General features: G+C 71.8%; 20 protein-coding genes. 8 read left to right on the plus strand and 12 right to left on the minus strand.

The window, feature by feature from the left end; genetic code table 11:
• Positions 1-9: 9 nt before the first annotated feature.
• Genes KOI47_RS26485 through KOI47_RS26500 form a run of 4 tightly spaced genes read right to left on the minus strand, consistent with a single transcriptional unit; the run spans position 10 to position 4,875 of the window.
• Positions 10-2,211, minus strand: a complete 2,202-nt coding sequence (locus tag KOI47_RS26485; protein ID WP_216208893.1) for a xanthine dehydrogenase family protein molybdopterin-binding subunit — start codon at positions 2,209-2,211, stop codon at positions 10-12.
• Complete coding sequence (locus KOI47_RS26490; protein ID WP_216208895.1) at positions 2,208-3,557, minus strand: 8-oxoguanine deaminase; 1,350 nt, start codon at positions 3,555-3,557, stop codon at positions 2,208-2,210. The genes KOI47_RS26485 and KOI47_RS26490 overlap by 4 nt, the downstream gene beginning before the upstream one ends.
• Positions 3,554-4,024, minus strand: coding sequence for a (2Fe-2S)-binding protein (locus tag KOI47_RS26495; RefSeq protein ID WP_216208898.1), 471 nt, complete (start codon positions 4,022-4,024; stop codon positions 3,554-3,556). Before KOI47_RS26495 ends, KOI47_RS26490 begins: the two co-directional genes overlap by 4 nt.
• A complete protein-coding gene (locus KOI47_RS26500; RefSeq protein ID WP_216208902.1) occupies positions 4,015-4,875 on the minus strand; it encodes an FAD binding domain-containing protein in 861 nt (286 codons plus the stop codon). Before KOI47_RS26500 ends, KOI47_RS26495 begins: the two co-directional genes overlap by 10 nt.
• Before the next feature lie 124 nt (positions 4,876-4,999).
• Between KOI47_RS26500 and KOI47_RS26505 the strand changes: the two genes are divergently transcribed.
• The gene (locus KOI47_RS26505; RefSeq protein WP_216208904.1) at positions 5,000-6,490 is read left to right on the plus strand and encodes a PucR family transcriptional regulator; all 1,491 of its coding nucleotides are present in this window, start codon (positions 5,000-5,002) and stop codon (positions 6,488-6,490) included.
• A gap of 61 nt (positions 6,491-6,551) precedes the next feature.
• On the opposite strand, the gene aceB is transcribed toward KOI47_RS26505, so the two are convergent.
• Positions 6,552-8,132: a malate synthase A gene (aceB, locus tag KOI47_RS26510; protein WP_216208907.1), complete on the minus strand. Its 1,581-nt coding sequence runs from the start codon at positions 8,130-8,132 to the stop codon at positions 6,552-6,554.
• 136 nt (positions 8,133-8,268) lie between these two features.
• On the opposite strand from aceB, the gene KOI47_RS26515 reads away from it, so the two are divergent.
• The 3 genes from KOI47_RS26515 to KOI47_RS26525 all read left to right on the plus strand — a co-directional run bounded on the left by KOI47_RS26515 (position 8,269) and on the right by KOI47_RS26525 (position 10,706).
• Positions 8,269-9,051 carry an IclR family transcriptional regulator gene (locus KOI47_RS26515; RefSeq protein ID WP_232376267.1) on the plus strand — a complete coding sequence of 261 codons (783 nt, stop codon included), beginning with the start codon at positions 8,269-8,271 and terminating at the stop codon, positions 9,049-9,051.
• An 87-nt stretch (positions 9,052-9,138) separates the two neighbouring features.
• Entirely contained in the window at positions 9,139-9,663 is a 525-nt protein-coding gene (locus tag KOI47_RS26520) for a SigE family RNA polymerase sigma factor (RefSeq protein ID WP_216208913.1), read from the plus strand.
• A complete protein-coding gene (locus tag KOI47_RS26525) occupies positions 9,660-10,706 on the plus strand; it encodes an LCP family protein (protein WP_216208917.1) in 1,047 nt (348 codons plus the stop codon). The genes KOI47_RS26520 and KOI47_RS26525 overlap by 4 nt, the downstream gene beginning before the upstream one ends.
• Here KOI47_RS26525 and ftsY read toward each other — a convergent pair.
• Positions 10,692-12,029, minus strand: coding sequence for a signal recognition particle-docking protein FtsY (gene ftsY / locus KOI47_RS26530; protein ID WP_216208920.1), 1,338 nt, complete (start codon positions 12,027-12,029; stop codon positions 10,692-10,694). The two genes, KOI47_RS26525 and ftsY, sit on opposite strands and share 15 nt — an antisense overlap.
• A gap of 139 nt (positions 12,030-12,168) precedes the next feature.
• On the opposite strand from ftsY, the gene KOI47_RS26535 reads away from it, so the two are divergent.
• Complete coding sequence (locus tag KOI47_RS26535; RefSeq protein WP_216208922.1) at positions 12,169-13,389, plus strand: anhydro-N-acetylmuramic acid kinase; 1,221 nt, start codon at positions 12,169-12,171, stop codon at positions 13,387-13,389.
• The gene (locus KOI47_RS26540; protein ID WP_216208925.1) at positions 13,376-14,899 is read left to right on the plus strand and encodes a sodium:solute symporter; all 1,524 of its coding nucleotides are present in this window, start codon (positions 13,376-13,378) and stop codon (positions 14,897-14,899) included. The genes KOI47_RS26535 and KOI47_RS26540 overlap by 14 nt, the downstream gene beginning before the upstream one ends.
• Positions 14,900-14,944: 45 nt before the next feature.
• Here KOI47_RS26540 and KOI47_RS26545 read toward each other — a convergent pair whose 3' ends face one another.
• Complete coding sequence (locus KOI47_RS26545; protein ID WP_216208929.1) at positions 14,945-15,199, minus strand: hypothetical protein; 255 nt, start codon at positions 15,197-15,199, stop codon at positions 14,945-14,947.
• 243 nt (positions 15,200-15,442) lie between these two features.
• Positions 15,443-15,829 (minus strand): VOC family protein, encoded by a 387-nt coding sequence (locus KOI47_RS26550; protein ID WP_216208932.1) that lies wholly within the window; start codon positions 15,827-15,829, stop codon positions 15,443-15,445.
• A 63-nt stretch (positions 15,830-15,892) separates the two neighbouring features.
• On the opposite strand from KOI47_RS26550, the gene KOI47_RS26555 reads away from it, so the two are divergent.
• On the plus strand, positions 15,893-16,705 hold the full coding sequence (locus KOI47_RS26555) for an amidohydrolase family protein (RefSeq protein ID WP_216208934.1): 813 nt from the start codon (positions 15,893-15,895) through the stop codon (positions 16,703-16,705).
• Positions 16,706-16,808: 103 nt separating this feature from the next.
• Here the strand turns inward: KOI47_RS26555 and smc are convergent, their stop codons facing one another.
• Positions 16,809-20,417 carry a chromosome segregation protein SMC gene (gene smc, locus KOI47_RS26560; protein ID WP_216217573.1) on the minus strand — a complete coding sequence of 1,203 codons (3,609 nt, stop codon included), beginning with the start codon at positions 20,415-20,417 and terminating at the stop codon, positions 16,809-16,811.
• Positions 20,418-20,551: 134 nt separating this feature from the next.
• Positions 20,552-20,821 (minus strand): acylphosphatase, encoded by a 270-nt coding sequence (locus KOI47_RS26565; RefSeq protein WP_232376268.1) that lies wholly within the window; start codon positions 20,819-20,821, stop codon positions 20,552-20,554.
• Positions 20,822-21,026: 205 nt separating this feature from the next.
• On the opposite strand from KOI47_RS26565, the gene KOI47_RS26570 reads away from it, so the two are divergent.
• On the plus strand, positions 21,027-21,653 hold the full coding sequence (locus KOI47_RS26570; protein WP_216208940.1) for a hypothetical protein: 627 nt from the start codon (positions 21,027-21,029) through the stop codon (positions 21,651-21,653).
• Between the two features lie 20 nt (positions 21,654-21,673).
• Here the strand turns inward: KOI47_RS26570 and KOI47_RS26575 are convergent, their stop codons facing one another.
• The gene (locus KOI47_RS26575) at positions 21,674-22,393 is read right to left on the minus strand and encodes a response regulator (protein ID WP_216208943.1); all 720 of its coding nucleotides are present in this window, start codon (positions 22,391-22,393) and stop codon (positions 21,674-21,676) included.
• Positions 22,390-24,963: a sensor histidine kinase gene (locus KOI47_RS26580; protein ID WP_216208946.1), complete on the minus strand. Its 2,574-nt coding sequence runs from the start codon at positions 24,961-24,963 to the stop codon at positions 22,390-22,392. Before KOI47_RS26580 ends, KOI47_RS26575 begins: the two co-directional genes overlap by 4 nt.
• Positions 24,964-24,975 lie beyond the last annotated feature (12 nt).

The following is a 24,975-nucleotide window of genomic DNA, read 5'->3' on the forward strand; positions in this document are numbered from 1 at the left end:
TGACGAGGTCTACTCGCCGATGATGTGCTCCGGCCGGACCGGCACGCGCTCCAGCGCCTTGCCGGTGGCGGCCCGGATCGCCGCGACGATCGCAGGGGTGGAGGAGATCGTCGGGGGTTCACCGACCCCGCGCAGCCCGTATGGGGCATGCGGGTCGGCCAGCTCGAGCACGTCGATGTCCATCGGCGGCATGTCGAGCACGGTGGGGATGAGGTAATCGGTGAAGGAGGGGTTGCGGATCCGGCCACCCTCGGTCTGGATCTCCTCCATCACCGCGAGGCCGAGCCCCTGCGCGGACCCGCCCTGGATCTGGCCGAGCACGGCCTGCGGGTTCATCGCCTTGCCCACGTCCTGGGCACAGTCCAGGGCGACCACCTTGATCAGGCCCAGTTCGGTGTCCACGTCCACCACGGCCCGGTGCGCCGCGAAGCCGTACTGCACGTGGGCGTTGCCTGCACCGGTCTCCGGGTCCAGCGCCTCGGTGGGCCGGTGCCGCCACTCCACGGTCTCGTCCAGCACCTTGTCCCCCAGCTCCCGCGGGGACAGCGGCCCGAGTGCCGCGCGCACGGCCTGGCAGGCGGCGCGCACCGCGCCCCCGGTGACATAGGTCTGCCTGGATGCCGAGGTGGACCCGGCGTTGCCGATCGAGGTGTCCATCGGCTGGATGGTCACCTGCTCCACCCCCAGTTCGGTGCGCACGATCTGCTGTAGCACGGTCACCAGGCCCTGCCCGACCTCGCAGGCGGCGGTCTGCACGGTGGCGGCGGGTTCGCCGCCGATCACCTCCAGCCGCACCCGCGCCGTGGAGTAGTCGTCGAAGCCCTCGGAGAAGCAGATGTTCTTGATGCCCACGGCGTAGCCGACGCCGCGCACCACACCCTCGCCGTGCGTGGTGTTGGACACCCCGCCGGGCATCCGGCGCAGGTCCAGCTCGGCGGGCAGGGGTGCGGGCACCGGCTTGTCCCGCACCCGGCGCAGCAGCTCGGCCACCGGGGCCGCGGAGTCGACCACCTGGCCGGTCGGCATCACCGTGCCCTGGCTCATCGCGTTCCGCAGCCGCAGCTCGACCGGATCCAGCCCGCAGGCTGCGGCCAGCTTGTCCATTTGCGACTCGTAGGCGAACGCCGCCTGCACCGCCCCGAACCCGCGCATCGCCCCGCACGGCGGATTGTTGGTGTAGGCGCCCCAGCAGTCCAGCACCACGTTCGGCGCCGCGTAGGGACCCACGCCGAGGGTGGCGGCGTTGGCCACCACGGCCGGGGTGGAGGAGGCATACGCCCCGCCGTCCAGGAAGATCCGCGCCCGCACGTAGACCAGGCGGCCATCGGCATCGGCGCCGTGCTCGTAGTGCAGGGTCGCCGGGTGCCGGTGCACGTGGCCGTAGAAGGATTCCGCGCGGTTGTAGACCATCTTCACCGGCTTGCCGGTGTGCAGTGCGAGCAGGCAGGCGTGCACCTGGATGGAAAGGTCCTCCCTGCCGCCGAAAGCGCCGCCGACCCCGCCGAGGGTGAGCCGCACCTTGTCCGCCGGCAGGCCGAGGGCAGCGACCACCTGCCGCTGGTCGACATGTAGCCACTGGGTGGCGACGTAGAGGTCCACCCCACCGTCCTCGGCGGGAACGGCCAGCCCCGACTCGGGGCCGAGGAACGCCTGGTCCTGCATGCCGATCCGGTAGGTCCCGCGGACCACCACCTCGGCGCGCGCCTCGGGGTCACCGCGCCGGATCGGCACGTGCCGCACCACATTGCCCTCCGGATGCAGCGCGGGCGCATCCCCGGTCACCGCCAGCTCGGCATCGGTCACCGGTTCCAGCTCGGTGTACTCGACCCGGATCCGCTGCATGGCCCGGCGCGCGGTCTCCGGATGGTCGGCGGCCACCACCGCCACCGGCTCGCCCTCGTAGCGCACCAGGTCCTCGGCCAGCACCGGCTGGTCCGGGTGCTCGAGCCCGTAACGGTTCACCCCCGGCACGTCGGCATGGGTGAGCACGGCGTACACCCCCGGTGCGGCCAGCGCCTCACCGATGTCGATGCCCTCGATCCGGGCATGCGGGTACGGGCTGCGCAGGGTGGCGCCCCAGAGCATGTCCTCGTGCCACAGGTCGGAGGAGTAGGCGAACTCGCCACGCACCTTGACCACGCCGTCCGGGCGTTGCGCATCGCTGCCGACGCCCTGCGCCGAGCCGGTGCGCGTGTCCGTACCGCTCGTCATCGGGAAGCCTCCTTCAACCTTGCGCTCGCGGCCCGCAGCTGCGCGGCGAGGGCGGCCTCGTCGGCGGTACGCAGCTCACCGCGGTCCACCACCGTCTCGCCGCCGACCAGCAGCAGCTCCACCGGCGGGGTGGCGCCCAGCACGAGCGCCGCAACCGGGTCCTCGATCCCGGCATGCGCCAGCCCGTCCAGCCGCCACACCGCGAGGTCGGCGAGCTTGCCCGGTTCCAGCGAGCCGATCTCGTCCTGCCTGCCGAGGCAGCGCGCGCCGCCCATCGTGCCCAGATACAGCGCCTCCCGGACGGCCAGCGCGCGCGGCCCGCCCCGCTGGCGCGCCTGCAGCAGGGCCTGGTGCAGCTCCTCGCCGAGACCGCCGGACTCGTTGGAGGCCGCGCCGTCCACCCCGAGGCCGACCGGTACGCCCGCATCCAGCAGCTCCCGCACCGGGGCGATCCCGGTGCCGAGCCTGCCGTTGGATGTGGGGCAGTGCGCCGATCCGGTGCCGGTGTCGCCGAGCCTGCGCACCGCACCGGAGTCAAGGTGCACGGTGTGCGCCAGCCAGACGTCCTGGCCGAGCCAGCCGAGGTCGGCGGCGTACTCGGCGGGGCTCCGCCCGGTCTCGGCAAGGCACTGGTGCTGCTCGTCCAGGGTCTCGGCGAGGTGGGTGTGCAGCCGGATCCCCCTGCGGCGGGCCAGTTCCGCCGCGCCGATCAGCAACTTCTCGGTCACCGTGAACGGGGAGCAGGGCCCGGCGGCGATCCGGACCCGCGCGTCCGGCGCCGGATCGTGATGGTCGTCGATCGCCTGCTCGGTGCCGAGCAGGGCGGTCTCGGTGTCCTCGACCAGGTGGTCCGGCGGCAGCCCACCCGCGGACTCGCCCCGGTCCATCGAGCCGCGCACCAGCTGGGCACGCAGGCCGATCCGGTGGGTGGCCGAAACCAGGGCCGCCAGCTGGTCCCCGCCGTCGCGGGGAAACACGTAGTGGTGGTCGGCCACGGTGCCGCAGCCGCTGAGCGCGAGCCGGGCCAGCCCGGCGCTGGCAGCAGTATGCGTGATGTCTGCGTCCAGGCGCCCCCACACCGGGTACAGCCGCACCAGCCACTCGAACAGCGTGCTGTCCGCGGCCATTCCGCGGGTCGCCCACTGGTACAGGTGGTGGTGGGTGTTCACCAGCGCCGGGGTGACCAGGCAACCGCCCGCGTCGATCCGGGTGTCGGCAGGCAGCTCGGCCCTTCCCACACCCACCGCGGCGATGCGGGCGTCCTCGACCAGCACGTACCCGCTGCGGTACTCGGTGCCCACCGGGTCCACAGTGGAAATCGCGGCGTTCTCGATCAGCGTCCTCATGCCCGCGGCTCCCTGGTGGCGGCGAGCCGGACGGCCTCGAGGATCTTCTCGTAGCCGGTGCACCGGCACAGGTTTCCCGCCAGTGCCTCCCGGACCTCCTCCTCGGCCGGGTGCGGCACCCGGTCCAGCAGGTCGTGCGCGGCGACGACCAGACCCGGGGTGCAGAAACCGCACTGCACCGCGCCGGCATCCACAAAGGACTGCTGCACCCGGTCCAGTCGCTCGCCATCGGCCAGGCCCTCGACGGTGCGCACCCTGCTGCCCTCGGCCTGCCCGGCGGCGACCAGGCAGGAACAGACGACCGTGTCGTCGAGGTACACCGTGCAGGAACCGCATTCCCCCTGCTCGCAGGCGTTCTTCGAGCCAGGGAGGCCGAGCCGCTCGCGCAGCACGAACAGCAGACTCTCGCCCTCCCACACGTCGTCGGCCTGCCGGGACTCGCCGTTCACGGTCAACCTCAGGCGCATGTGCGCTCACCCTTTCCCTGGTACTCCTGCCACGCCCAGGCCAGCGCGCGCCGGGCCAGCACGCTGAGCGCGTGCCTGCGGTAGGCCGCGCTGCCGCGCACGTCGTCGATGGGGTCGGCCGCGGTGGCGACCAGCTCGCCGAAGTGCCCGCACACCTCGGCCCGCGGCGGCCCGTCCAGCCCGGCTTCGGCGAGGAACTCCTCGGCCGCCCGCGCCCGGCGCGGGGTGGGCCCGGCCGAGCCGACCGCGGCGCGGACCGTGCCGCCGGAACCCAGCGCCAGCGCGAAGGAGCACACCGCGATCACCATGGCGTTGCGGGTGCCGATCTTGGCGAACTGCTGCGGTCCGGCGGCTACCGGCAGGTACACGGCGCTGATCAGCTCGTCCGGCTCCAGTGCGTTGCGCTTGACCCCGACGTAGAACTCCTCCGCCGGAATGCGCCTGCTTCCCCGCACCGAAGCCGCCTCCACCTCGGCACCGGCGACCAGCAGCACGGGATGCGTGTCCCCGGCCGGTGAGGCGGCGCCGAGGTTTCCCGCCACCGTGCCGCGGTTGCGGATCTGCGGGGAACCGACGGTCCGGGAGGCCATCGCCAGGGCAGGCAGCGCATCGCCGAGCTCGGTGATCACCCGGCTGTACGGGACGGTGGCGCCGAGCCGGATGGCATTCCCGGTGCGGTCCCACCGGGTGAGCTCGGCAATGCCGGTCAGGTCCAGCAGCGCATCCGGCCTGCGGTGGTCGAAGTTCAGCTCGACCATCACATCGGTGCCACCCGCGATCGGCACCGCATCCGGCCGGTCGGCCTTCATCGCCAGCGCGTCGGGCAGCGTGGCGGGGCGGAGGAAGTCCACGTGCTCGCCTCCTTGAGCAGGGTGTCGTTCCAGTACACACACCGCGCCGGTTACCCGGCAACGGCGGCGACATACGAAACCTGCCCGGCGAACACCACCGGTTTTGTGCTTTCCTACAAGTCCCATGACGCCTGTGCGAACACTGCTCGAGATTCCCGAGCTCCGGCTGCGGCTGCGCACCGGGGACGGGCTGCTGGATCGCGAGGTGAGCCGGATCTACGGCACCGAGCTGCCGGACCCGAGTCGCTACCTCTCCGCGGGTGAGCTGGTGCTGACCGGGCTGCTGTGGTGGCGCGGGCCCGGGGACGCCGAGCCCTTCGTGGCCGCGCTGAGCGCCGCGGGCTCGGCCGCGCTGGCCGCCTCCGGTGCCGACTCCGGCGGGATCCCGGACGAGCTGGTCACCGCCTGCGCGCGGCACCGGATCCCGTTGCTGGAAGTACCTTTCGACCTGTCCTTCGCGGTGGTGACCGAGCGGGTGGTGCTGGCGCTGGCCGCCGAGCGGGACGAGGTCTCCGGCGCCCGCAAGCGTTTGCGCTCGGCGGCGGCCGAGCAGGACTCGCTGGCCGCGCTGTTGCGGCACGGGGCTGGTGAACTTGGCGTGCCCTGCTGGGTGGTCTCCGGCACCGGCCGGGTGGTCGCGGGCAGCGGCCCTGAGCTCGACCAGCCGGTGCCGCTGGCCAGGCGGTTCCTCGCCGGGGACGGCAGGAGCGCGGTCTCCGGCGGCTACACCCTGCTTCCGGCCGGTGGCCGGGCACCGGTGCCGTGGCTGTTGGTGGTCGCCGACCCGCACGCGGGCAGTTCAGCACTGGCCGAGGAGCTGGCCGGGTTGGTGGAGCTGGATCGTGCCCGGACCGAGCAGGTGCGCCGGGTCGCCGACCGGTTCGCGGCCCCGCTGCTGCGCGGGCTCGGCGGTGCCGGGCTGACCGAGGGCGAGCTGAACACCGGCCTGGCCACGGCCGGGCTGGCCACGGACGCGCCGCTGCGGGTGCTGCTGGCCAGGACCGCGGGCACCCGGCTGAGCGTGGAACTGCTGACCGAGCTGCTCGCCGCCTACCCCGGCCGGTCCCTGGTGGGCGAGATCGGGCCCGACGCCTGCGCGCTGGTGGAGGCACGGGACTGGCCGCAGCAGTGGGCCTCGGACATGGCGGCCGCGTTGTCCACAGTGGAGCCCGCGCTGCCCGCGGGCCGGGTGCTCATCGGCGCGGGCGGGCCCGGCACGGCCGCGGGGCTGCGCGGTGCCACCCAGGAGGCCCGGCACGCGCTCGGGATGGCCGAACGCGGTCCGGACCGGATCGCGGTGGTCTCCGGGGAACAGGTCGGCGCGCACCGGCTGCTGCTGGCCGGAGCGCCGGACGAGCTGCGGTCCACCCTGCGCGCCCGGATCCTCGGTCCGCTGCTGGACTACGACCGGGCGCACCACGGCGACCTGGTGCACACCGTGCGGGTGTTCCTCGAGTGCTCCGGCTCGCCCGCGGCGGCGGCCAAGGCCCTGCACGTGCACGTGAACACCCTGCGCTACCGCATTACCAGGGCGGGGGAGCTGCTGGGCCTCGACCTCACCGACTTCCCCACCCAGGTGGACGTCTACCTGGCCCTGCACTCCGAGGGTTCCTGACCGCAGTGAGTGGCCCGTTCGCTGCAAATCTCGCAGTGAACGGGCCACTCACACCAGTGGGCTACTGGATGCGCTCGTAGGCGGGGAGGGTGAGGAAGTCGGCGAAGTCCTTGGCCAGGGCGACCTGCTCGAACAGCTCGACCGCGGGTTCCAGCAGCTCGGCGGGGATCTGGCCGGCCAGGTCCTTGTGCACCTCGTCCAGCACCGAGCGCACCAGTTCCTCGGTGACCTGCTCGCCACCCTCCAGCGTGATGCCGTTGCGCACCCACTGCCACACCTGGGAACGGGAGATCTCCGCGGTGGCGGCATCCTCCATCAGGTTGTGGATGGCGGCCGCACCGGTGCCGCCCAGCCAGGAGGCCAGGTAACGCACCCCGACGTCCACCGCGCCGCGCAGCCCGGCCATGGTGGCGCTGCCCTCGGTGGCCGCCACGTCCAGCAGCTGATCGGCGGTCACCCGCACCTCGTCCCGGGTGCGGTCGAGCTGGTTCGGCTTGTCGCCGAGCACCTTGTCGAACTCCTCGCGGCACAGGTCCACCATGCCGGGGTGGGCCACCCAGGAGCCGTCGAAGCCGTCGCCTGCCTCCCGCGCCTTGTCGTCGCGCACCTTGGCCATGGCCTTCTCGGTGACCTCGGGGTCCTTGCGGTTCGGGATGAACGCGGCCATCCCGCCGATCGCGAACGCCCCGCGCTTATGGCAGGTACGCACCAGCAGCTCGGTGTAGGCCTGCATGAACGGCGCGGTCATGGTGACGCTGTTGCGGTCCGGTAGCACGAAGTTCGCGCCCGCGTCCCGGAAGTACTTGATCACGCTGAACAGGTAGTCCCACCGGCCCGCGTTCAGCCCGGAGGCGTGCTCGCGCAGCTCGTAGAGGATCTCCTCCATCTCGAAGGCAGCCGGGATGGTCTCGATCAGCACGGTGGCGCGGATCGTGCCGTGCTCGATGCCAAGCTCCGCCTCGGCGAAGGTGAACACCTCGTTCCACAGCCGCGCCTCGAGGTGGCTCTCCATCTTCGGCAGGTAGAAGTACGGGCCCGAGTCGTTGCTCAGCAACGCCCGCACGTTGTGGAAGAAGTACAGCCCGAAGTCCACCAGCGCACCGACGGCCTTGCGGTCGCCGATCTTCAGGTTGCGCTCGTCCAGATGCCAGCCACGCGGCCGCATCACGATGGTGGGGCGCGCGACGTCATCGCGCAGCGAGTAGTGCTTGCCCTCCGGCGTGGTCAGCTCCACCGTGCCGCGCACCGCGTCGTGCAGGTTGACCTGGCCGGAGACCACGTTCTCCCAATGCGGGGTGTTGGCGTCCTCCAGGTCGGCCAGCCACACTTTGGCGCCGGAGTTCAGCGCGTTCACGGTCATCTTGCGGTCGGTGGGGCCGGTGATCTCCACCCTGCGGTCACGCAGCGCGGCCGGGGCCTCCGCGACCTGCCAGTCCCCCTCGCGCACCTCGCGGGTCTCCGGCAGGAAGTCCAGCCTGCCGGTGCGCGCCGCCTCCTCCCGGCGCAGGGAGCGTGCCTGCAGCAACTCGTCCCGCCGTCCGGCGAACCGGTCGTGCAGGTCACCGAGGAACTGCAGGGCCTCCGGCGTGAGGATCTCGTCACCGCGCTCGACCGAACCGCCGAGCACCTGGACCTCAGACATGCCAACACCTCACTGTGGCTTTCAGGAAGACGTCTGTACGTTTTACATATCGGACTATAGTTTCTGCATAGCGGAAGCTCAACGCGCGGGGTGGGTGGTGTCCCTCATGGGCCACTCCGGACGAGAGGATGTGCACGTGGCGAACGAGAAAGGCAGTCGTGACGGTAGTAGCGGGGTGCAGTCCCTGCAGCGCGCGTTCGAGCTGCTGGAGCACCTCGCCGACACCGGCGGCGAGGCCAGCCTCTCCGAGCTCGCCGCCTCCTCCGGGCTGCCCATGCCGACGATCCACCGGCTCATCCGCACCCTGGTCGCGCTCGGCTACGTACGGCAGAACCTGAACCGCCGTTACGCCCTCGGCGCCCGGCTGATCCGGCTCGGCGAGAACGCCAGCCTGCAGTTCGGCACCTGGGCCCGCCCGCTGCTGGCCGAGCTGGTCGACGCCGTCGGCGAGACCGCGAACCTGGCCGTACTGGAACGCGACGAGGTGGTCTACGTCGCGCAGGTGCCCTCCCGGCACTCCATGCGCATGTTCACCGAGGTCGGGCGCAGGCTGCTGCCGCACGGCACCGGGGTCGGCAAGGCGATGCTCGCCCAGCTGCCTGCCGAGGAGGCCAGGGCCCTGCTCGGCCGCACCGGGATGCCCGCCTACACCGAGCACACGCACACCGAGGTGGAACCCTTCCTCACCCACCTGGCGGAGATCGCGGCGCAGGGCTACGCGCTGGACGAGAGTGAGCAGGAGCTCGGGGTGCGGTGCATCGCGGTGTCCGTGGACGGGGCGCCGACCCCGGCTGCGGTCTCGGTTTCCGGCCCGGAGGGCAGGCTGACCAAGGAGGCGGTGTCCCGGATCGCGCCCGTGGTGCAGCGCATCGCGACCGCCCTTTCCGAGCAGCTCGCGGCGCGCGACCTCACGGCGTGACGACCGTCACCTGACCTCGGGCTCAACAAACCACGGAACCCGAGGCGTTTCTCGCACCGCAACCACCTACACAGAAGGGAGCGGCGGGTGCGGGAAGGCTTCGACGACTTCGTCACCGACCGGCTCGACCGGCTGCTGCGCTACGCGACCGCGCTGACCTGTGATCCACACCTGGCGCAGGACGTGGTGCAGGAGGTCCTGCTGCGCGCGCAGCGACACTGGCCCCGCATCGCGACGATGCGGGCGCCGGAGCTGTACGTGCGGCGCATGCTGACCAACGAGTACCTCTCCTGGCGCAGGCGTAAGGCGGCACGCACGGTCGCCTCGACCCACGCGGCGCTGGAGCGGGCCGCCGTCCCGGTCGAGGACGGGGCGGACCGGCACGCCGAGCGCGACGCGATGCGCGGTCGCATCGCCCGGCTGCCGCGCAAGCAGCGGGCGGCCATCGTGCTGCGTTACTACGAGGACCTCGACGACGCCGAGATCGCCGAAGTACTCGGCTGCACGGCAGGCACCGTGCGCAGTCACATCTCCCGCGCGCTGGGCACCCTGCGCGCCGACGAACCCGCGGGCCCCGGCGCACGGCGTCCGGTGAAGGAGGCACTGTCATGAACCGCGACCACACCGAACAGCTCATCCGCGAGGCATGTGCCGAGGAGGCGGGCCGGGCGGTGTCCCCCGAGCTGGTCCGCGCCGAACTGGATCGGGCGCCGGAGCGCGGCCGCACCACGCGCCGCCGCGGTCCGGTGCTGGCCGCGGCGGCCGCCACGGTGGTCATCGCGGGCGTGGCCGCCGTCGTGGTGCCGCAGGTGCTGCAGCGCGAGGAGCCCAGCACCACGGGGGCCGCTACCGCCCCGCCCGCGCAGCACATCCTGCTCGCCGGCCTGGACGAGGCCGGCAACCCCGACGCGATCGCGCTCGCCAGGGTCGCGTCGGATGGCGTGGCCACGGTGTCCATACCAAGGGACTCCTGGGTGGTCGGGCCCTGGTCCGGGGGACGCGGCATCGGCGAGGTACACGCCGAGGCAGGGATGCCGGGCCTTGTCGACACCGTCAGCAAACTCACCGGGGTACGGATCGACCACTACGCCACTATGCGGATGGCCGTGGTGGGGCCGCTCAGCGAGGCCGTCGGCGGGGTGCCGGTGTGCCTGAACCGGCGGAGCTCCGATCCGATCACCGGCGCCACCTTCCCTGCCGGGCGGCAGACCCTGGCGGGGTCGGACGCCCTGGCGTTCCTCCGGCAACGGCACGGGTTGCCGCACGGGGACCTCGACCGGATCGTGCGCCAGCAGGTGTTCCTGCGTTCGCTGCTGCAGCGGGTGGATGAGGGTGCCGAGCCGGCCGCCGTGCTCGCGACGGTGCGTGAGGGGGTGCGCACCGACCCCGGCTGGGACCTGCTCGGGTTCGCCGAGCGGCTGCGGGACATTCCCCTGGACAACCCGCGCGCGGGACCATCCCGGTCGCGGCCAGCTCGATGGAGACCCCCGGCGGCGGGCTCGCGAACGCGGTCGATCCCGAGGACGTCCGCCCGTACGTGCGGCACGTGTTCACCGGGGACCCGGTCCCCGGCACGACGACGCCAGGCGAAGGGCCCCCGCCACCGGGTGAGACCCGCTGTGTCGACTAGAAAGCGTGTACTAGGTCCCGAGTAGGGCATCCACGAAGGCGGAGGGCTCGAACGGCGCCAGGTCGTCCGGGCCCTCCCCCAGCCCGACCAGCTTCACCGGCACACCGAGCTCGCGCTGGACCTGGAACACGATGCCGCCCTTGGCCGTGCCGTCCAGCTTGGTCAGCACGATCCCGGTCACGTCCACCACCTCGGCGAACACCCGCGCCTGGGCCAGGCCGTTCTGCCCGGTGGTGGCGTCAAGCACCAGCAGCACCTCGTCCACCGGGGCCTGCTTCTCCACCACCCGCTTGACCTTGCCCAGCTCGTCCATCAGGCCGGTCTTGGTGTGCAGCCTGCCCGCGGTGTCCACCAGCACGGCGTCCACGCCGGTGTCCATCCCGCGCTTCACCGCGTCGAAGGCCACCGAGGCCGGGTCGGCGCCCTCCTTACCGCGCACCACCTCGGCCCCGACCCGCTCGGACCAGGTCTGCAGCTGATCGGCGGCGGCGGCGCGGAAGGTGTCCGCCGCGCCCAGTAGCACCTGCCTGCCCTGGGCGACGAGCACCCTGGCCAGCTTGCCGGTGGTGGTGGTCTTGCCGGTGCCGTTCACCCCGGCGACCAGCACCACCGCGGGCTGCCTGCCGCCATCCACTTCGTGCGGCAGCGCGCGCACCGAACGGTCCTCCTCCGGGCCGAGTGCCTCGGTGAGTACCTGCCGCAAGGCCGCGCGCGCGTCCTCGGCCGTGCGCACCCCGCGGGTGGACAGCTCGGCGCGCAGCCGCTCGACGATCTCGGTGGTGGTGCTCGCCCCGAGGTCGGCCACCAGCAGGGTGTCCTCGATCTCCTGCCAGGAGTCCTCGTCCAGGTCACCCGCGCCGAGCAGGCCGAGCAGGCCCTGGCCCAGCGAGGACCGCGACTTCGACAGCCTTCCGCGCAGCCGCTCCAGCCGTCCGGTGGTGGGCGCGATCTCGTCGGCGGGCTCCGGCGCGGGCTCGGGTTCGGGCTCCGGTTCCGGCTCGGGCGCCTTCGTTTCCTCCTCGGGCAGGGTGACGTCCACGATGCCGCGGCGCGGCGCGTCCCGTGGCACCGAGGCGTCGTCCCCGACCCCGGGCTGCCCGTCCACCTCGGTGCGCTCGCCCGCGGGATGCGGGGGCCGCTCGGCCTCCCGCTCGCGTTCCCCGCCGGGGGCCAGCGCGATCCCACCGCCTGCCTGGTAACCGCCGCCCGTGGGCTGCTCGCCCTCCACCCGCTCGGACTCGCGCAGGTTGATCTTGCGGCGGCGCGTGATGGTCAACCCGGCGACGAGCCCGATCACCAGCACGACGACAGCTACGACGATGACCCAGAACCAGAGGTTGCTCGACACGCCGCCATCCTCGCATCCGGCCACCCCGCGCCACCTCCGGCCACCGCACCGTGAAGGTTCAACGGCTTAGAACTCAATTCGGCAAAGAAAAAACCGTATGACTTGCCGCACATCCACCACATGGACTAGACCACTGCAAATGCGCGTTCTCGGACTGATCTCCGGCACCTCGGTCGACGGCATCGACGTGGCGGCCGCCGACCTGCATGCCACCGGCGAGGAGCTGGTACTGGTCCCGCTCGGCCATCTGGAACTGGACTACCCGGAGGAGCTGCGTGCCGGGCTGCTCGCGGCGCTCCCGCCGGGCGAGTGCAGCGCGGAGCAGCTCACCCGGCTGGACACCGGCGTCGGCAAGGCCTTCGCCACGGCGGCGCTGGAAGGTATCGATCGGCTCACCGAGGGACGTGCGGACCTGGTGGCCTCGCTCGGGCAGACGATCTTCCACTGGGTGGAGAACGGCACGGTCGAGGGCACCCTGCAGCTCGGCCAGCCTGCCTGGATCGCCGAACGCACCGGGCTGCCCGTGCTCGCCGACCTGCGGGTGCGGGACGTGGCGGCTGGCGGCCACGGCGCGCCGCTGGCCAGCACGCTGGACGCGCTGTGGCTGCGCTCCCTCGTCGACGCCGGCCGCAAGCCCGCGGCCGCGTTGAACATCGGCGGGATCGCCAACCTGACCGTGGTCACCCCGGAAGGCGACCCGCTGGCCTACGACACCGGGCCGGGTAACGCGCTGATCGACGCCGCCGCCGTGCAGGTCTCCGGTGGTGGCCAGCGCAGCGACCTGGACGGCGCGCTGGCCGCCAGCGGCAGCGTGCGCCCTGACCTGCTCGAGCGGTTGCTGGACGATCCGTACTACGCGGCGCCACCACCGAAGTCCACCGGCAAGGAACGCTTCCACGCCGGGTACTTCCGCGCCGCGGCCGAAGGGCTGCCCCCGATCGCCGACGCCGACCTGCTGGCGACGCTGACCGAGCTCACCGCGGTCACCATCGCGCGGGAGTGCGCGCGGCACGGCGTGCACACGGTGCTGGCCTCCGGCGGCGGGGTGGCGAACCCGGCGCTGCTACGGGCCCTTGCCGCGCACCTGCCCCCGGGCGCGCTGGCCACCAGCGAGGAACTCGGCCTGCCCGCCACGGCGAAGGAGGCCTACCTCACCGCGGTGCTCGGCTGGCTGACCTGGCACGGGCTCCCGGCGAACGTGCCCAGCGCGACCGGTGCGGCGGGCCCGCGCCTGCTGGGCAGCATCACTCCCGGATCGGGTCCGCTCTCGCTGCCCCCGCCGCGGCGCGAGGCCATTACTCGATTGCGGGTAGCGGCGGCATCGCAACAACCGGTAGGAGATATCAATGCGCGCACTTGACCTCGCGATCATCGCGGTCTTTCTGGTGGGAACGCCGCTACTGGGGATCGCCATCGGCGGAAAGCAGACCTCGTCCACCGACTACTTCGTCGGCAGCAGGCGGATCCCCTGGTGGGCGGTGACGTTCTCGGTGGTGGCCACCGAAACCTCGACGCTGACCGTGATCAGCGTGCCGACCGTCGCCTATCTCGGCAACATCACCTACCTGCAGCTGGCGATCGGTTACCTGATCGGCCGGACGCTGGTGGCTTTCGTGCTGCTGCCGAAGTACTACTCCGGCGATATGGTCAGCGCCTACGCCTTTCTCGGCAAACGGTTCGGCAACGGGTTGCAGGGCACCGCTTCGGTCACCTTCCTGATCACCCGGTTGCTGGCCGACGGCGTCCGGCTGTTCGCCACCGCGATCCCGGTGAAGGTGATGCTGGAGGCCTTCGGCGTCAGCGCCTCGTACTGGATGATCGTGGCGGTGATCGCGCTGTTCGCGGTGATCTACACCTACCTCGGCGGGATCAGGGCGGTCGTCTGGGTGGACGTCATCCAGATGGGCATCTACATCCTCGGCGCGCTGTTCGCGGTGATCATCCTGGCGGGCAAGCTGCCGGACGGCTGGTTCGGCTCGGCGGTGGACGCGGGCAAGTTCCAGCTGTTCGACTTCTCCTCCGACCTGATCACCTCGCAGTACGCCTTCATCACCGCGGTGGTCGGCGGCGCGCTGTTCGCGATGGCCTCGCATGGCGCGGACCAGCTGATGGTGCAGCGCCTGCTGGCCTGCCGCAACGTCCGGGAGAGCCAGAAGGCCGTGATCGCCAGCGGCTTCGTGGTCTTCCTGCAGTTCGGTCTGTTCCTGGTGGTCGGGGCGATGCTCTGGTCGTTCTACCGGGGCGTGGCGCCGGCGGACATGGGCATGGCGGCCAGCGACGAACTGTTCCCCACCTTCATCGTGAACGAGCTGCCATCCGGGCTGGCCGGGTTGCTGGTCGCCGGCATCCTGGCGGCGGCCATGAGCACGATCTCCTCCTCGCTCAACTCGCTGTCCACCTCCACCGTCAGCGACCTGTACCAGCGCTTCACCAAGCGCCGCCGGATGCCGGACTCCTCGGTGCTGCGGCACGCCAAGCTGTGGACGCTGATCTGGGCCGGGGTGTTCGTGATCTTCGGCTCGCTGTTCACCAGCACCGACCAGCCGGTGGTCGAGGTGGGGCTGAGCATCGCCAGCTACACCTACGGCGCGCTGCTCGGCGCCTTCTTCCTCGGCATGCTGGTGAAGCGGGCCAGGCAGTCCGACGCGATCGTGGCGTTCGGGACGACCATCGTGGTGAACGCGGTGTTCATCCTCGGCGTCGAGTTCACCGTGGACGGGGAGACGAAGACGCTGGCCTTCCCCTGGTACGTCCCGCTCGGCGTGGTGGTGACCCTGCTGGTCGGTGGCCTGCTCTCGCTGCGGCACCGCACGGACGACCCGCGCAGCGGGCCGCCTGCCGAGCCGGAGGCCGAGGCCAAGGCGGCGTGAGTCCACGGTGGGTGGCGGCCCCGCTCGGCCGCCACCCACCCGGACTCAGTCCGTCAGCAGGCAGGTCAGACAGGTGCTCCTTGCGCCGCACGGCCGCGCCGGATCGCCCGCGCGGCAGGTGGTCAGCTCGCAGCGCAGGCTCAGGATGGACAGGAAAGCCGGAACCGAAAGCCCGAGTTCGGCGGCCCGCCTGCGGACGAGAGCGTCCTCCTGATCGTCATAGCGCACCAGGTACTGGTGCCGCCTGCCGCCCTGGCGGCGACGGCGGCGGCCGGTCGGACTGAACGCGCTGTCAGCCACGTATCGCCTCCATTCGGAATTTCGTCGCCCTCGACGGGGATTGCCCACCGGATTCGTAATCCGAACACGATATTCGGGGGAGCCGCTGTGCCGACGCGGAACGCGGGATCGCCGCGGCAAATCCGATGAGCGACTCAAATAGGCTACTGAACATTCCGACGAGGAGCACCCGCCATCCGAGTGGTACGAAGAATTGCTATTTCAACAATCCAAAATGGAAGGACGGCGGGGTATTCGTTCGGTTCAGCCCGCGGCCCGCTCCGCCGGACTGCACAGCACGCAGAACTCATTGCCTGCCGGGTCGGCCAGCACGGCCCAGCCCATGCAGGTGGCGCCCGGCTCACGGTGGTCGGCGACCATGGTCGCGCCCAGGTCGAGCAGCCGCCGCACCTCCTCCTCCCGGGTCCGGTCCTGCGGGCGTAGGCACACATGCAGCCGGTTCTTGACCGCCTTGGCCTCGGGTACCTGCAGGAAGACGAGGTCCACCCCGTTGCCGAGGGAGATCGAGGCCTCCGGATCGCCTGGGGAGTCCTCATCGGAGATCGGGCGGTCGACGACCTGGCTCCAGAACTGGGCAAGCTGGTAGGGGTCGGCACAGTCAATGGCGATGTTCTGCACGAAAGCGCTCATACCGGGCTAGCCTGCCCATGACGTACCGCGCCGTCCACGCCTTTTCGCGGAAGGAGCAGCACCATGCCGATCATCGACGTGTGGGCGCAGCACCCCACGCCCCGGTTCCTCCGGCACGAGATGCTCGACTCGCTGCGCCGCTGGCTTGGCGAGGAGATCCCGGCCGGGGAGGTGCCGGTCTCGGCCACGGTGGCCGCGCTGGACGCTGGCGGGGTGGACCGGGCGCTGCTCAGCGCGTGGCATGGCCCGGAGGGCGCGCTGGTGTCGAACGACGAGGTGGCCGGGTTCGTCGCGCAGGCGCCGGAGCGGTTCGGCGGGGTGGCCTCGGTGGACCTGCGCACCCCGATGGCGGCCGTGCGGGAACTGCGGCGCGCGGTGCGCGAGCTGGGGTTCGTGGCGCTGCGGGTGGTGCCCTGGCTGTGGGGTCTGCCGCCGAACGATCGGCGCTACTACCCGCTGTACGCCGAGTGCGTCGAGCTCGGCATCCCGTTCTGCACCCAGGTCGGTCACACCGGGCCACTACGCGGCTCGGAGACCGGCAGGCCCATCCCGTACCTGGACGAGGTGGCACTGGACTTCCCCGAGCTGACCATCGTGGCCGGGCATATCGGCTACCCATGGACGACCGAGATGATCGCGCTGGCCACCAAGTACCCGAACGTGTACATCGACACCTCGGCCTACACCGTCCGTCGCTACCCGGCCGAGCTGGTGAGTTACCTGCGCGCGCACGGCAGGCGCAAAGTGCTGTTCGGCACGAACTACCCGATGCTCACCCCGCGGCGGGCGCTGGACGGCCTGGACGAGCTCGAGCTGGACGAGGAAACCACCGAGCTGTTCCTGGCCGGCAACGCCCGGCGGGTGTTCGGCAGCTGACGCGGCCGGCCGAACCACACGGGAGCGGCAAAACTCACGTGCATGGACGGCCAACGCGCGTACGTGGGGAGCAAACACGTGCGCGTGGGCGGCAAACACGCCGCTAGGCCTGGGCGGGTTCGGGCTGCTCCACCTCGTCATCGGAACGCAGGCGCTGGGAGATCACCTGGGTGATGCCGTCGCCCTGCATGCTCACCCCGTAGAGGGCGTCGGCGATCTCCATGGTCGCCTTCTGGTGCGTGATGATGATCAGCTGGGAGGCGGCGCGCAGCTGCTCCAGCAGGCCGATAAGCCTGCGCATGTTGGTGTCGTCCAGCGCGGCCTCGACCTCGTCCATCACGTAGAAGGGCGAGGGGCGGGCCCGGAAGATCGCCACCAGCATGCCGACCGCGACCAGCGACTTCTCCCCGCCGGACAGCAGGGACAGCCGCTTGACCTTCTTCCCAGGCGGGCGGGCCTCCACGTCCACCCCGGTGGCGAGCATGTCGTTCGGCTCGGTGAGCACCATCCGGCCCTCCCCGCCGGGGAACAGCACCGAGAACACGGTCTCGAACTCGCGCGCGACATCCTGGTAGGCGCTGGTGAAGACCTCGAGGATCTTCTCGTCCACCTCCTTGATCACGCTCTCCAGGTCCTCGCGGGTCTTCTTCAGGTCCTCCAGCTGCGTGGAGAGGAACTTGTACCGCTCCTCCAGCGCGGCGAACTCCTCCAGCGCCAGCGGGTTGACCTTGCCGAGCAGGTTCAGGTCCTTCTCCGCCCGCTTGGCCCGCCGTTCCTGGGTGTCCCGGTCGTACGGGATCGGCTGCGGCTCGGACACCGCCTCACCGCGCTCCTTGGCCGCCTCGTACTCGGCCATCTCCCCGGCGCCGGGGGGCACCGGCACGTCCGGGCCGTACTCGGCCACCAGGTCGTCAAGGCCGATACCGAAGTCCTCGGACACCTTGGTCTCCAGCTGCTCCAGCCGCATCCGCTGCTCGGCGCGCAGCACCTCGTCCCGGTGCACCGCGTCGGTCAGCTTCTCCAGCTCCCCGGTCAGCTCGCGGACCCGGTTGCGCACCTGACCCAGGGTCTCCTCGCGGCGCTGCCGTCGTTCCTGCTCGGCGTCCCGTTCGGCGGCGGCACGCTGTAGTGAGGTCTCGATCCGGTCCAGCGCGAACTCACCGGCGCTGACCACGGCCCCGGCGATCTCCGCGCCGTACGCCCGCGCGATCCGCGCCTTCTCCGCCCGCTCCCGCGCCTGCTGCTCGGCCTGCGCGGCACGGCGCAGCGAGTCCGCCTTGCCCGCGATGCCCCTGGCCCGCTCCTCCGCGGTGCGCAGGGCCAGCCGGGCGTCCACCTCCTGCTGCCGGACGGTGGATAGGGACTCGGCGGCGGCATCCCGTTCGGAGGTGTCCGGGTCCTCCTCGACCGGCTGCTCGGACACGGCCGCCAGCCGCTCCTCCAGCTCGGCAAGGTCGGCCAGCGCCTGCTCCCTGCTCTGCTCGACCTTGCCGCGCTGCTCCCGCAGCCGCTGCACATCTGCCTCGGCGGAGCGCACCGCCTGCTCCATGCTGCTCAGCCGCTCGGCCGAGCGGGCCTTGCGCACCTTGGCCTCGCTGAGCGCTTCCTTGGCCTTGCCGACCTCGTCCCTGCGGTCCTGCTGCTGGGCACGGGCGCCCTCCAGCTCGGCACTGGTGCGCTCCAGCCTGCGCTCCGCGGCGAGCATCCTGTCCTGGGCCTCGTCCACGGCGGCCTGCACCTCGATCACGCTCTCCGCAGCCGAGCCGCCGACCGCCCAGTGCGCGCCGAACACGTCGCCGTCCTTGGTGACCGTGCTGATCTCGGGGTAGAGGCCGACCAGGTTGCGCGCGGCCTCCAGGTCCTCCACCACGGCCACCCGGTCCAGTGCGCGCTCCACCGCGGGCCGCAGCCCCTCCGGCGCCCGGACCACGTCCCTGGCCCAGTGGGCGGTGGTGGGCAGGGTGGGCCAGCCGGCCGGATCGGTACCCGATTCCGGCCCGCCGAGCAGCAACCCGGCCCGCCCGGCGTCCTGGGCTTTCAGGTAGCGCAGCGCGGCGAGGGCGTCATCGCCCGCGGAGACCGCCACGGCATCGGCCACCGGCCCGAGCGCGGCGGCCAGCGCCACCTCGAATCCGGCGTCCACGGTGAGCAGCGCGGCCACCGAGCCGAGCAGGCCGGGCAGCTCGTCGGCGGCCCCGAGCAGCGCGCCCGCGCCGTCCTTGCGCTTGAGTCCCATGGAAAGCGCGTCCATCCGCGCCTTCTCCGACGCGATCTCGCGTTCGGTCTCCCGCTCGGCCTTGACCAGCTCCTCCACCCTGGCCTTGGCGTCCTCGTTGGCCCGTACCGCGCGGTCGTGCCGCTCCTGCAGGTCGGCGTCGTCGGAGTCCTCCAGCCCGCCCTCGGCGCGGGCCTGCTCCAGCTCCTCGGCCGCGGTCTCGGCCCTGCCTTCGGCCTCCTCGATCCCGGTGGTGAGCCGGTCGATCTCGTCCGCGGTGGCGCCGGTCTTGCTGCGCAGCGCCTCGACCTGGCCGCTCAGCTTGGCGATGCCCTCCCGCCGGTCGGCGATGGCGCGCACGGCGGCCATATGCTCCCGCTCGGCGGCCTGCACCACCCGCTCCAGTTCCTCCCTGCGGGCGACCGTCTCGGACAGCATGGTCCTGGCCTCGTTGACGCCCTCGTTCAGCTCCTCCTCGCGGGCGGCTGCCTCCTCGGCCTCGGCGAGCAGCTCCTCAGGGTCGCGGCCACCGGTAGGGGTCTCCACCTCAGCGGAGAGGTGGCGCTCCCGCTCCACCGCCAGCCGCACGGTGCCGCGCAGCCGCTCGGCCAGTGCGGAGAGCTTGTACCAGGTGTCCTGCGCCGCGGTCAGCTTCGGCGCGTCCTCGGCGATGGCGTTCTCCAGCTCGGTCTGCTCCGAGGTGGCCACCTCGAGCGCCTGCTCCACCTCGGCGCGCCGGGCCCTGGCTGCCTTCTCGTCGGCCTCCTCCTTGGCCAGGGTGTTGCGCTGGGTCACCAGGTCGTCGGCGAGCAGCCGCAGCCGGGAGTCGCGCAGCTCGGACTGCACGGCCTGCGCCTTGCGGGCGATCTCGGCCTGCTTGCCGAGTGGCTTGAGCTGGCGGCGCAGCTCGCTGGTGAGGTCGTTCAGCCGGTCCAGGTTGCCCTGCATCGCGGTGAGCTTGCGGACCGCCTTCTCCTTGCGCTTGCGGTGCTTGAGCACACCGGCGGCCTCCTCGATGAAGGCGCGGCGCTCCTCCGGCTTGGCCTGCAGGATGTCGGACAGCTGGCCCTGCCCGACGATGACGTGCATCTCCCTGCCGATACCGGAGTCGGAGAGCAGTTCCTGCACGTCGAGCAGGCGGCAGGTGCTGCCGTTGATCTCGTACTCACTGGCGCCGTCCCGGAACATCCGCCTGGTGATGGACACCTCGGAGTACTCGATGGGCAGGGCGCCGTCGGCGTTGTCGATGGTCAGGGTCACCTCGGCCCGGCCCAGCGGGGCCCGGCCGGAGGTGCCCGCGAAGATGACGTCCTCCATCTTGCCGCCGCGCAGGTCCTTGGCACCCTGCGTGCCCATCACCCAGCGCAACGCGTCGAGCACATTGGACTTGCCCGAACCGTTCGGACCGACGACGCAGGTGATGCCCGGCTCGAACCGCAACGTGGTGGCCGAGGCGAAGGACTTGAAGCCCTTCAGCGTCAAGCTCTTGAGGTGCACGTGGTGCTGACCTTCCCCTGCCGGATCCGCTGCTGGCCAGCGCTGCCGCTGAGCAGCACCCGCCAATCGAGGAATGCTACCGGGCGGTCATCGGCACCGGTGGGACCTGGGCCGTGTTGCGCGAGGGTGCTCGCTCAGCGCTCGACGAATCCCTCGATGCCGCCGCGCGGGTCGCTCCACCGCTCGGCCACATGATCCACCCGACCGGGTGACTCGCCGGACCGCAGGGCGGCCAACAACCGCGCACAGTGGTCCTCCGGCCCCTCGGCGATCACCTCGACCCGCCCGTCGGCGAGGTTGGCCGCGCTGCCGACCAACCCGAGTTCCAGCGCCCGGCTGCGGGTCCACCAGCGGAAACCGACACCCTGCACCTGACCGTGCACCCAGGCAGTGAGGCGCGTCACATCCTGTCGTCCCTGCACGATTCCATGGTGCCGGACACCGAGGGTCAGCGTGGCGTGGCGGCGGCCTCGCACCGCGGCACCCGCCGGTGGTAGCGTGCCGCGGGTCCGCTCAGGATTTTCACCCTTCCGAGCGATCTGCACGACAATTGACCAGCGCTGATCAGCTCGTTTGAGTCCCCACCGAAGTTCGTGCGAGGAGCCAGGCATGACCCCTTCCGATGGGTCGGGAGAGAACGAACGAACCGAGCTCGCGCCGCCAGCGGAAACCGGCGGCAGGCTGCACCGGACCGGCTACCTCATGCTCGCCGCGAGCGGGCTGGTGATCGCCACCGCCTTCGGCGGCGTCGCCCAGCTGGCCGGCACCGGCCCGTCCAGCGCGGACGGCGGGGCCGGAGCGCAGGGGCCCGGCACCGGTGGCTCCGGTGGCCCGCAGGTGGTGCCGGGGAACGCGGTTCCCGGTGCGGACGGCGTCCCGGTGACCGGGGTGGCCGTGGCGGGTGAGCTGACCTCCACCTCCCCGCCGACTCCGACGACCGTGGTCAGCATCGGCCCGGACGGCAACCCGACCACCACGGTGATCACGCCCCCGCCCGCGAACGGTGACAACCCAGGCAACCCGAATCCGCCCAACCCGCCGCTGCCCCCGAGCAATGGCGACGGCACCCCTACCGACCCCGGTCCCGGCCCGGATCCGACCGAGCCGACCACCGAGCCGGACCCTACGACGGACCCGCCCTCGTCCAGCACCGGTGAGCCGTCCCCGACCGGTACGCCGACGTCACCTCCCACCGGAACCAGCGGCTCCGGCGACTCCTCCACCACCCAGGGCTGACCCGCCGCGCAGGAAACGGGTCAGAGTTCGAAGCGGTAGCCCATGCCGGGCTCGGTGAGCAGGTGCTTGGGCCGGGAGGGCTCGCGTTCCAGCTTCCTGCGCAGCTGGGCCAGGTACACCCGCAGGTAGTGGGACTCGGTGTCGTACGCGGGTCCCCACACCTCGTGCAGCAGTTGCTTCTGCGCGACCAGGCGGCCCCGGTTGCGCACCAGTAGCTCCAGCACGCCCCACTCGGTCTTGGTCAGGTGCACCTCTTCGCCGTCCCGGATCACCTTCTTGGCGACCAGGTCCACGGTGAACGAGCTGGTTTCGACCACCGCGCCCGCCTCGTCCTTGCCGGAGGTGACCGAGCGGCGCACCGCTGCCCGCAGCCGGGCCAGCAGCTCGTCCATGCCGAAGGGTTTGGTCACGTAGTCGTCCGCGCCCGCGTCCAGGGCCTGCACCTTGTCCGAGGAGTCCCCGCGCGCGGACAACACGATGATCGGCACCGCGGTCCAGCCCCGCAGCCCGGCGATCACCTCGGTGCCGTCCATATCCGGCAGGCCGAGGTCGAGCACCACGACATCCGGCTTCACCTCGGCGACCGCGCGCAGGGCCGCGCTGCCGTCGTGCGCGGTGACCACCCGGTAGCCCCGCGCGGCCAGGTTGATCCGCAGCGCACGCACGATCTGCGGCTCGTCGTCCACCACCAGCACGGTCTCGTCCGCCTGCTGCCGCGCCGCCCCGTTGTCCACGCTCATGGCAGGTTCACTCCACTCTCCCGTCTCGCCGGCAAGGAGATCACGACGGTGAGCCCACCGCCCGGCGTGTCCTCCGCCCGGATCGTGCCGCCCATGGCCTCCATGAAGCCCTTCGCGACCGAGAGGCCGAGGCCCACCCCGGGGGTGTTGTCCCGGTCCCCGAGCCGCTGGAACGGCGCGAAGGCCGACTCCGCCGCGCCCTTGGGCAGCCCCCTGCCGTGGTCGACCACCCGCAGCTCCACCTGCTCGGCATGGGTGCTGGCGCGTACCGCCACCGGTTCGCTGCCGCCGCCGTGCCGCAACGCGTTGTCCACCACGTTGGCCACCACCCGCTCCAGCAGTCCGGGGTCGGCGAGCACCATCGGCAACCGCTCGTCCACCGATACCCGCACCCCGGCTGCGCCGTCCACATTGGCCAGCGCGTAGGAAACCACCTCGTCGTAACCGACCGGGCGCAGCAGCGGGCGCACCGCGCCGGCAGCAAGCCGGGAGGAGTCCAGCAGGTTGTTCACCAGCCCCACCAGCCGGTCTGCCGACTCCTCCACCGTGGCGAGCAGTTCGTCGGTGTCCTCGGCGGACAGCTCGATGTCCTGCGCCCGCAGGCTGCCCACCGCGGCCTTGATCGAAGTCAGCGGGGTGCGCAGGTCATGCCCCACGGCCGAGAGCAACGCGGTGCGCAGCTCGTTGGCCGCCGCCTTGCGCTCGGCCTGCGCGGCCGCGGCGGCCATCCGCTGCTGCCGCAACGCCAGCAGCGCCTGCCCGGCCGCGGCCTCCAGTGCCCTGCGGTCCGCCGCGGGCAGGGTGCGCCCGCGCAGCACCAGGTGCACCTCGGCGGTCACCGCGATATCCGCGTCCGCGCTGTCCGGTTCCGCGCACGGGTCGGGGCCGACGCTGGCCACCCGGTGCCAGCGGCCGTCCCGCTTCTCCAGCAGGGTCACCGAGCTGAGCCCGAAGTTCTCCCGCACCTTCTCCAGCAGCCGCTCCAGTGGCCGGGGGTCGGTGAGCACGGTGCGCGCGTAGGAGGCGAGCAGCGCGGCCTCGGTACGGGCCCCGGATGCCTGGGCGGACCGCCGGGCCGCGGTGTCCACCACCAGCGACACCAGCACCGCGACCAGGACCATGGCGACCAGCGTGATGACATCGCCCTGCGCCGCCACCGTGAGGGTGTGGAACGGCTCGGTGAAGAAGAAGTTCAGCAGCAGCGCCGACAGCACGGAGGTGAGCAGCGCGGGCCCGAGCCCGCCGACCAGTGCGATCACCACGCACACCAGGAAGTAGTTCACCACGTTGGTGGACAGCTCCAGCTGCCCGCGCAGCGCGACCCCCAGCCCGGTCACCGCGGCGGGTGCCAGCACCGCGAGCAGCCAGCCGAGCAGCTGCCGGGACGGTGCCAGGGCGCTGCGGCCGAGCCTGCGGCGCAGCCTGCCGCCCGCCTCCTCGTGGGTGACCATATGCACGTCGATCGGCCCGGACTCGTGCACAACCGCGGCGCCGATGCCCTCGTCCAGCAGCCGCGCGGTGCGCGAGCGGCGCGAGGTGCCGAGCACCAGCTGGGTGGCGTTCACCCCGCGGGCGAAGTCCAGCAGCGCGCTGGGCACATGGTCGCCGACCACGGTGTGGAAGGTGGCGCCGACATCCTCGGCCAGTACCCGGCAGCGGCCGAGCACGGAGGGCCCGAGCGCCACCGGGCCGGGGCCCGCCAGGCCGTCCCCGCGCAGCACGTGCAGCACCAGCAGCTCCGCCCCGGCACGGGCGGCGATCCGGCTGGCCCGCCGGATCAGCGTCTCGCTCTCCGGTCCGCCGGTAATCGCGGCGACCACCCGTTCCCTGGTCTCCCAGGTCTCGGTGATCCGCTGCTGTGCCCGGTGCCGCTGCAAGGCGGTCTCCACCTGGTCGGCAACCCACAGCAGGGCGAGCTCGCGCAGCGCGGTGAGGTTGCCAGGCTGGAAGTAGTTGCTCAGCGCGGCATCCACCTTCTCGGCCGCGTACACATTGCCGTGCGCCAGCCTGCGCCGCAGCGCCTCCGGGGTGATGTCCACCAGCTCGACCTGCTCGGCGGCGCGGACCACCTCGTCCGGAATGGTCTCCCGCTGCGCCACCCCGGTGATCCGCTGCACCACGTCGTTCAGGCTCTGCAGGTGCTGCACGTTCACCGTGGACAGCACGGTGATCCCGGCGTCCAGCAGCTCCCGCACGTCGTGCCAGCGCTTCTCGTTGCGCGAGCCGGGCACGTTGCTATGCGCCAGCTCGTCCACCACGGCGACCTCGGGTGCCCTGCGCAGCACGGCATCCACGTCCATTTCGGTCAGCTCGTGCCCGCGGTGGGTCAGCCGCTTGCGCGGCACCACCTCCAGGCCGTCCAGCAGCTCGGCAGTCTTGTTCCTGCCATGCGTCTCGACCAGCCCCACCACCACGTCGGTGCCGCGGCCAAGCCTGCGCCGCGCCTCACCGAGCATGGCGTAGGTCTTGCCGACCCCGGGGGCCGCGCCGAGGTAGATCCGCAGCTCGCCACGGCGCGTCCCGGGCGGCGTGTCGCCTTCGTCCACGCCCTCAGTCTGCTCCCGCGTCATCGCGCCTGCCCA

Source organism: Amycolatopsis aidingensis, from assembly GCF_018885265.1.
GTDB lineage: Bacteria > Actinomycetota > Actinomycetes > Mycobacteriales > Pseudonocardiaceae > Amycolatopsis > Amycolatopsis aidingensis.

What these genes read in the sequence shown, in the direction of transcription:
- KOI47_RS26580 (WP_216208946.1), bottom strand. Translation starts at nt 24,963, where the DNA reads ATGACGCGGGAGCAGACTGAGGGCGTGGACGAAGGCGACACGCCGCCC.
- KOI47_RS26570 (WP_216208940.1), top strand. Translation starts at nt 21,027, where the DNA reads ATGACCCCTTCCGATGGGTCGGGAGAGAACGAACGAACCGAGCTCGCG.
- KOI47_RS26555 (WP_216208934.1), top strand. Translation starts at nt 15,893, where the DNA reads ATGCCGATCATCGACGTGTGGGCGCAGCACCCCACGCCCCGGTTCCTC.
- KOI47_RS26525 (WP_216208917.1), top strand. Translation starts at nt 9,660, where the DNA reads ATGAACCGCGACCACACCGAACAGCTCATCCGCGAGGCATGTGCCGAG.
- KOI47_RS26535 (WP_216208922.1), top strand. Translation starts at nt 12,169, where the DNA reads ATGCGCGTTCTCGGACTGATCTCCGGCACCTCGGTCGACGGCATCGAC.
- KOI47_RS26575 (WP_216208943.1), bottom strand. Translation starts at nt 22,393, where the DNA reads ATGAGCGTGGACAACGGGGCGGCGCGGCAGCAGGCGGACGAGACCGTG.
- KOI47_RS26485 (WP_216208893.1), bottom strand. Translation starts at nt 2,211, where the DNA reads ATGACGAGCGGTACGGACACGCGCACCGGCTCGGCGCAGGGCGTCGGC.
- aceB (WP_216208907.1), bottom strand. Translation starts at nt 8,132, where the DNA reads ATGTCTGAGGTCCAGGTGCTCGGCGGTTCGGTCGAGCGCGGTGACGAG.
- KOI47_RS26490 (WP_216208895.1), bottom strand. Translation starts at nt 3,557, where the DNA reads ATGAGGACGCTGATCGAGAACGCCGCGATTTCCACTGTGGACCCGGTG.
- KOI47_RS26550 (WP_216208932.1), bottom strand. Translation starts at nt 15,829, where the DNA reads ATGAGCGCTTTCGTGCAGAACATCGCCATTGACTGTGCCGACCCCTAC.
- KOI47_RS26495 (WP_216208898.1), bottom strand. Translation starts at nt 4,024, where the DNA reads ATGCGCCTGAGGTTGACCGTGAACGGCGAGTCCCGGCAGGCCGACGAC.
- KOI47_RS26505 (WP_216208904.1), top strand. Translation starts at nt 5,000, where the DNA reads ATGACGCCTGTGCGAACACTGCTCGAGATTCCCGAGCTCCGGCTGCGG.
- KOI47_RS26540 (WP_216208925.1), top strand. Translation starts at nt 13,376, where the DNA reads ATGCGCGCACTTGACCTCGCGATCATCGCGGTCTTTCTGGTGGGAACG.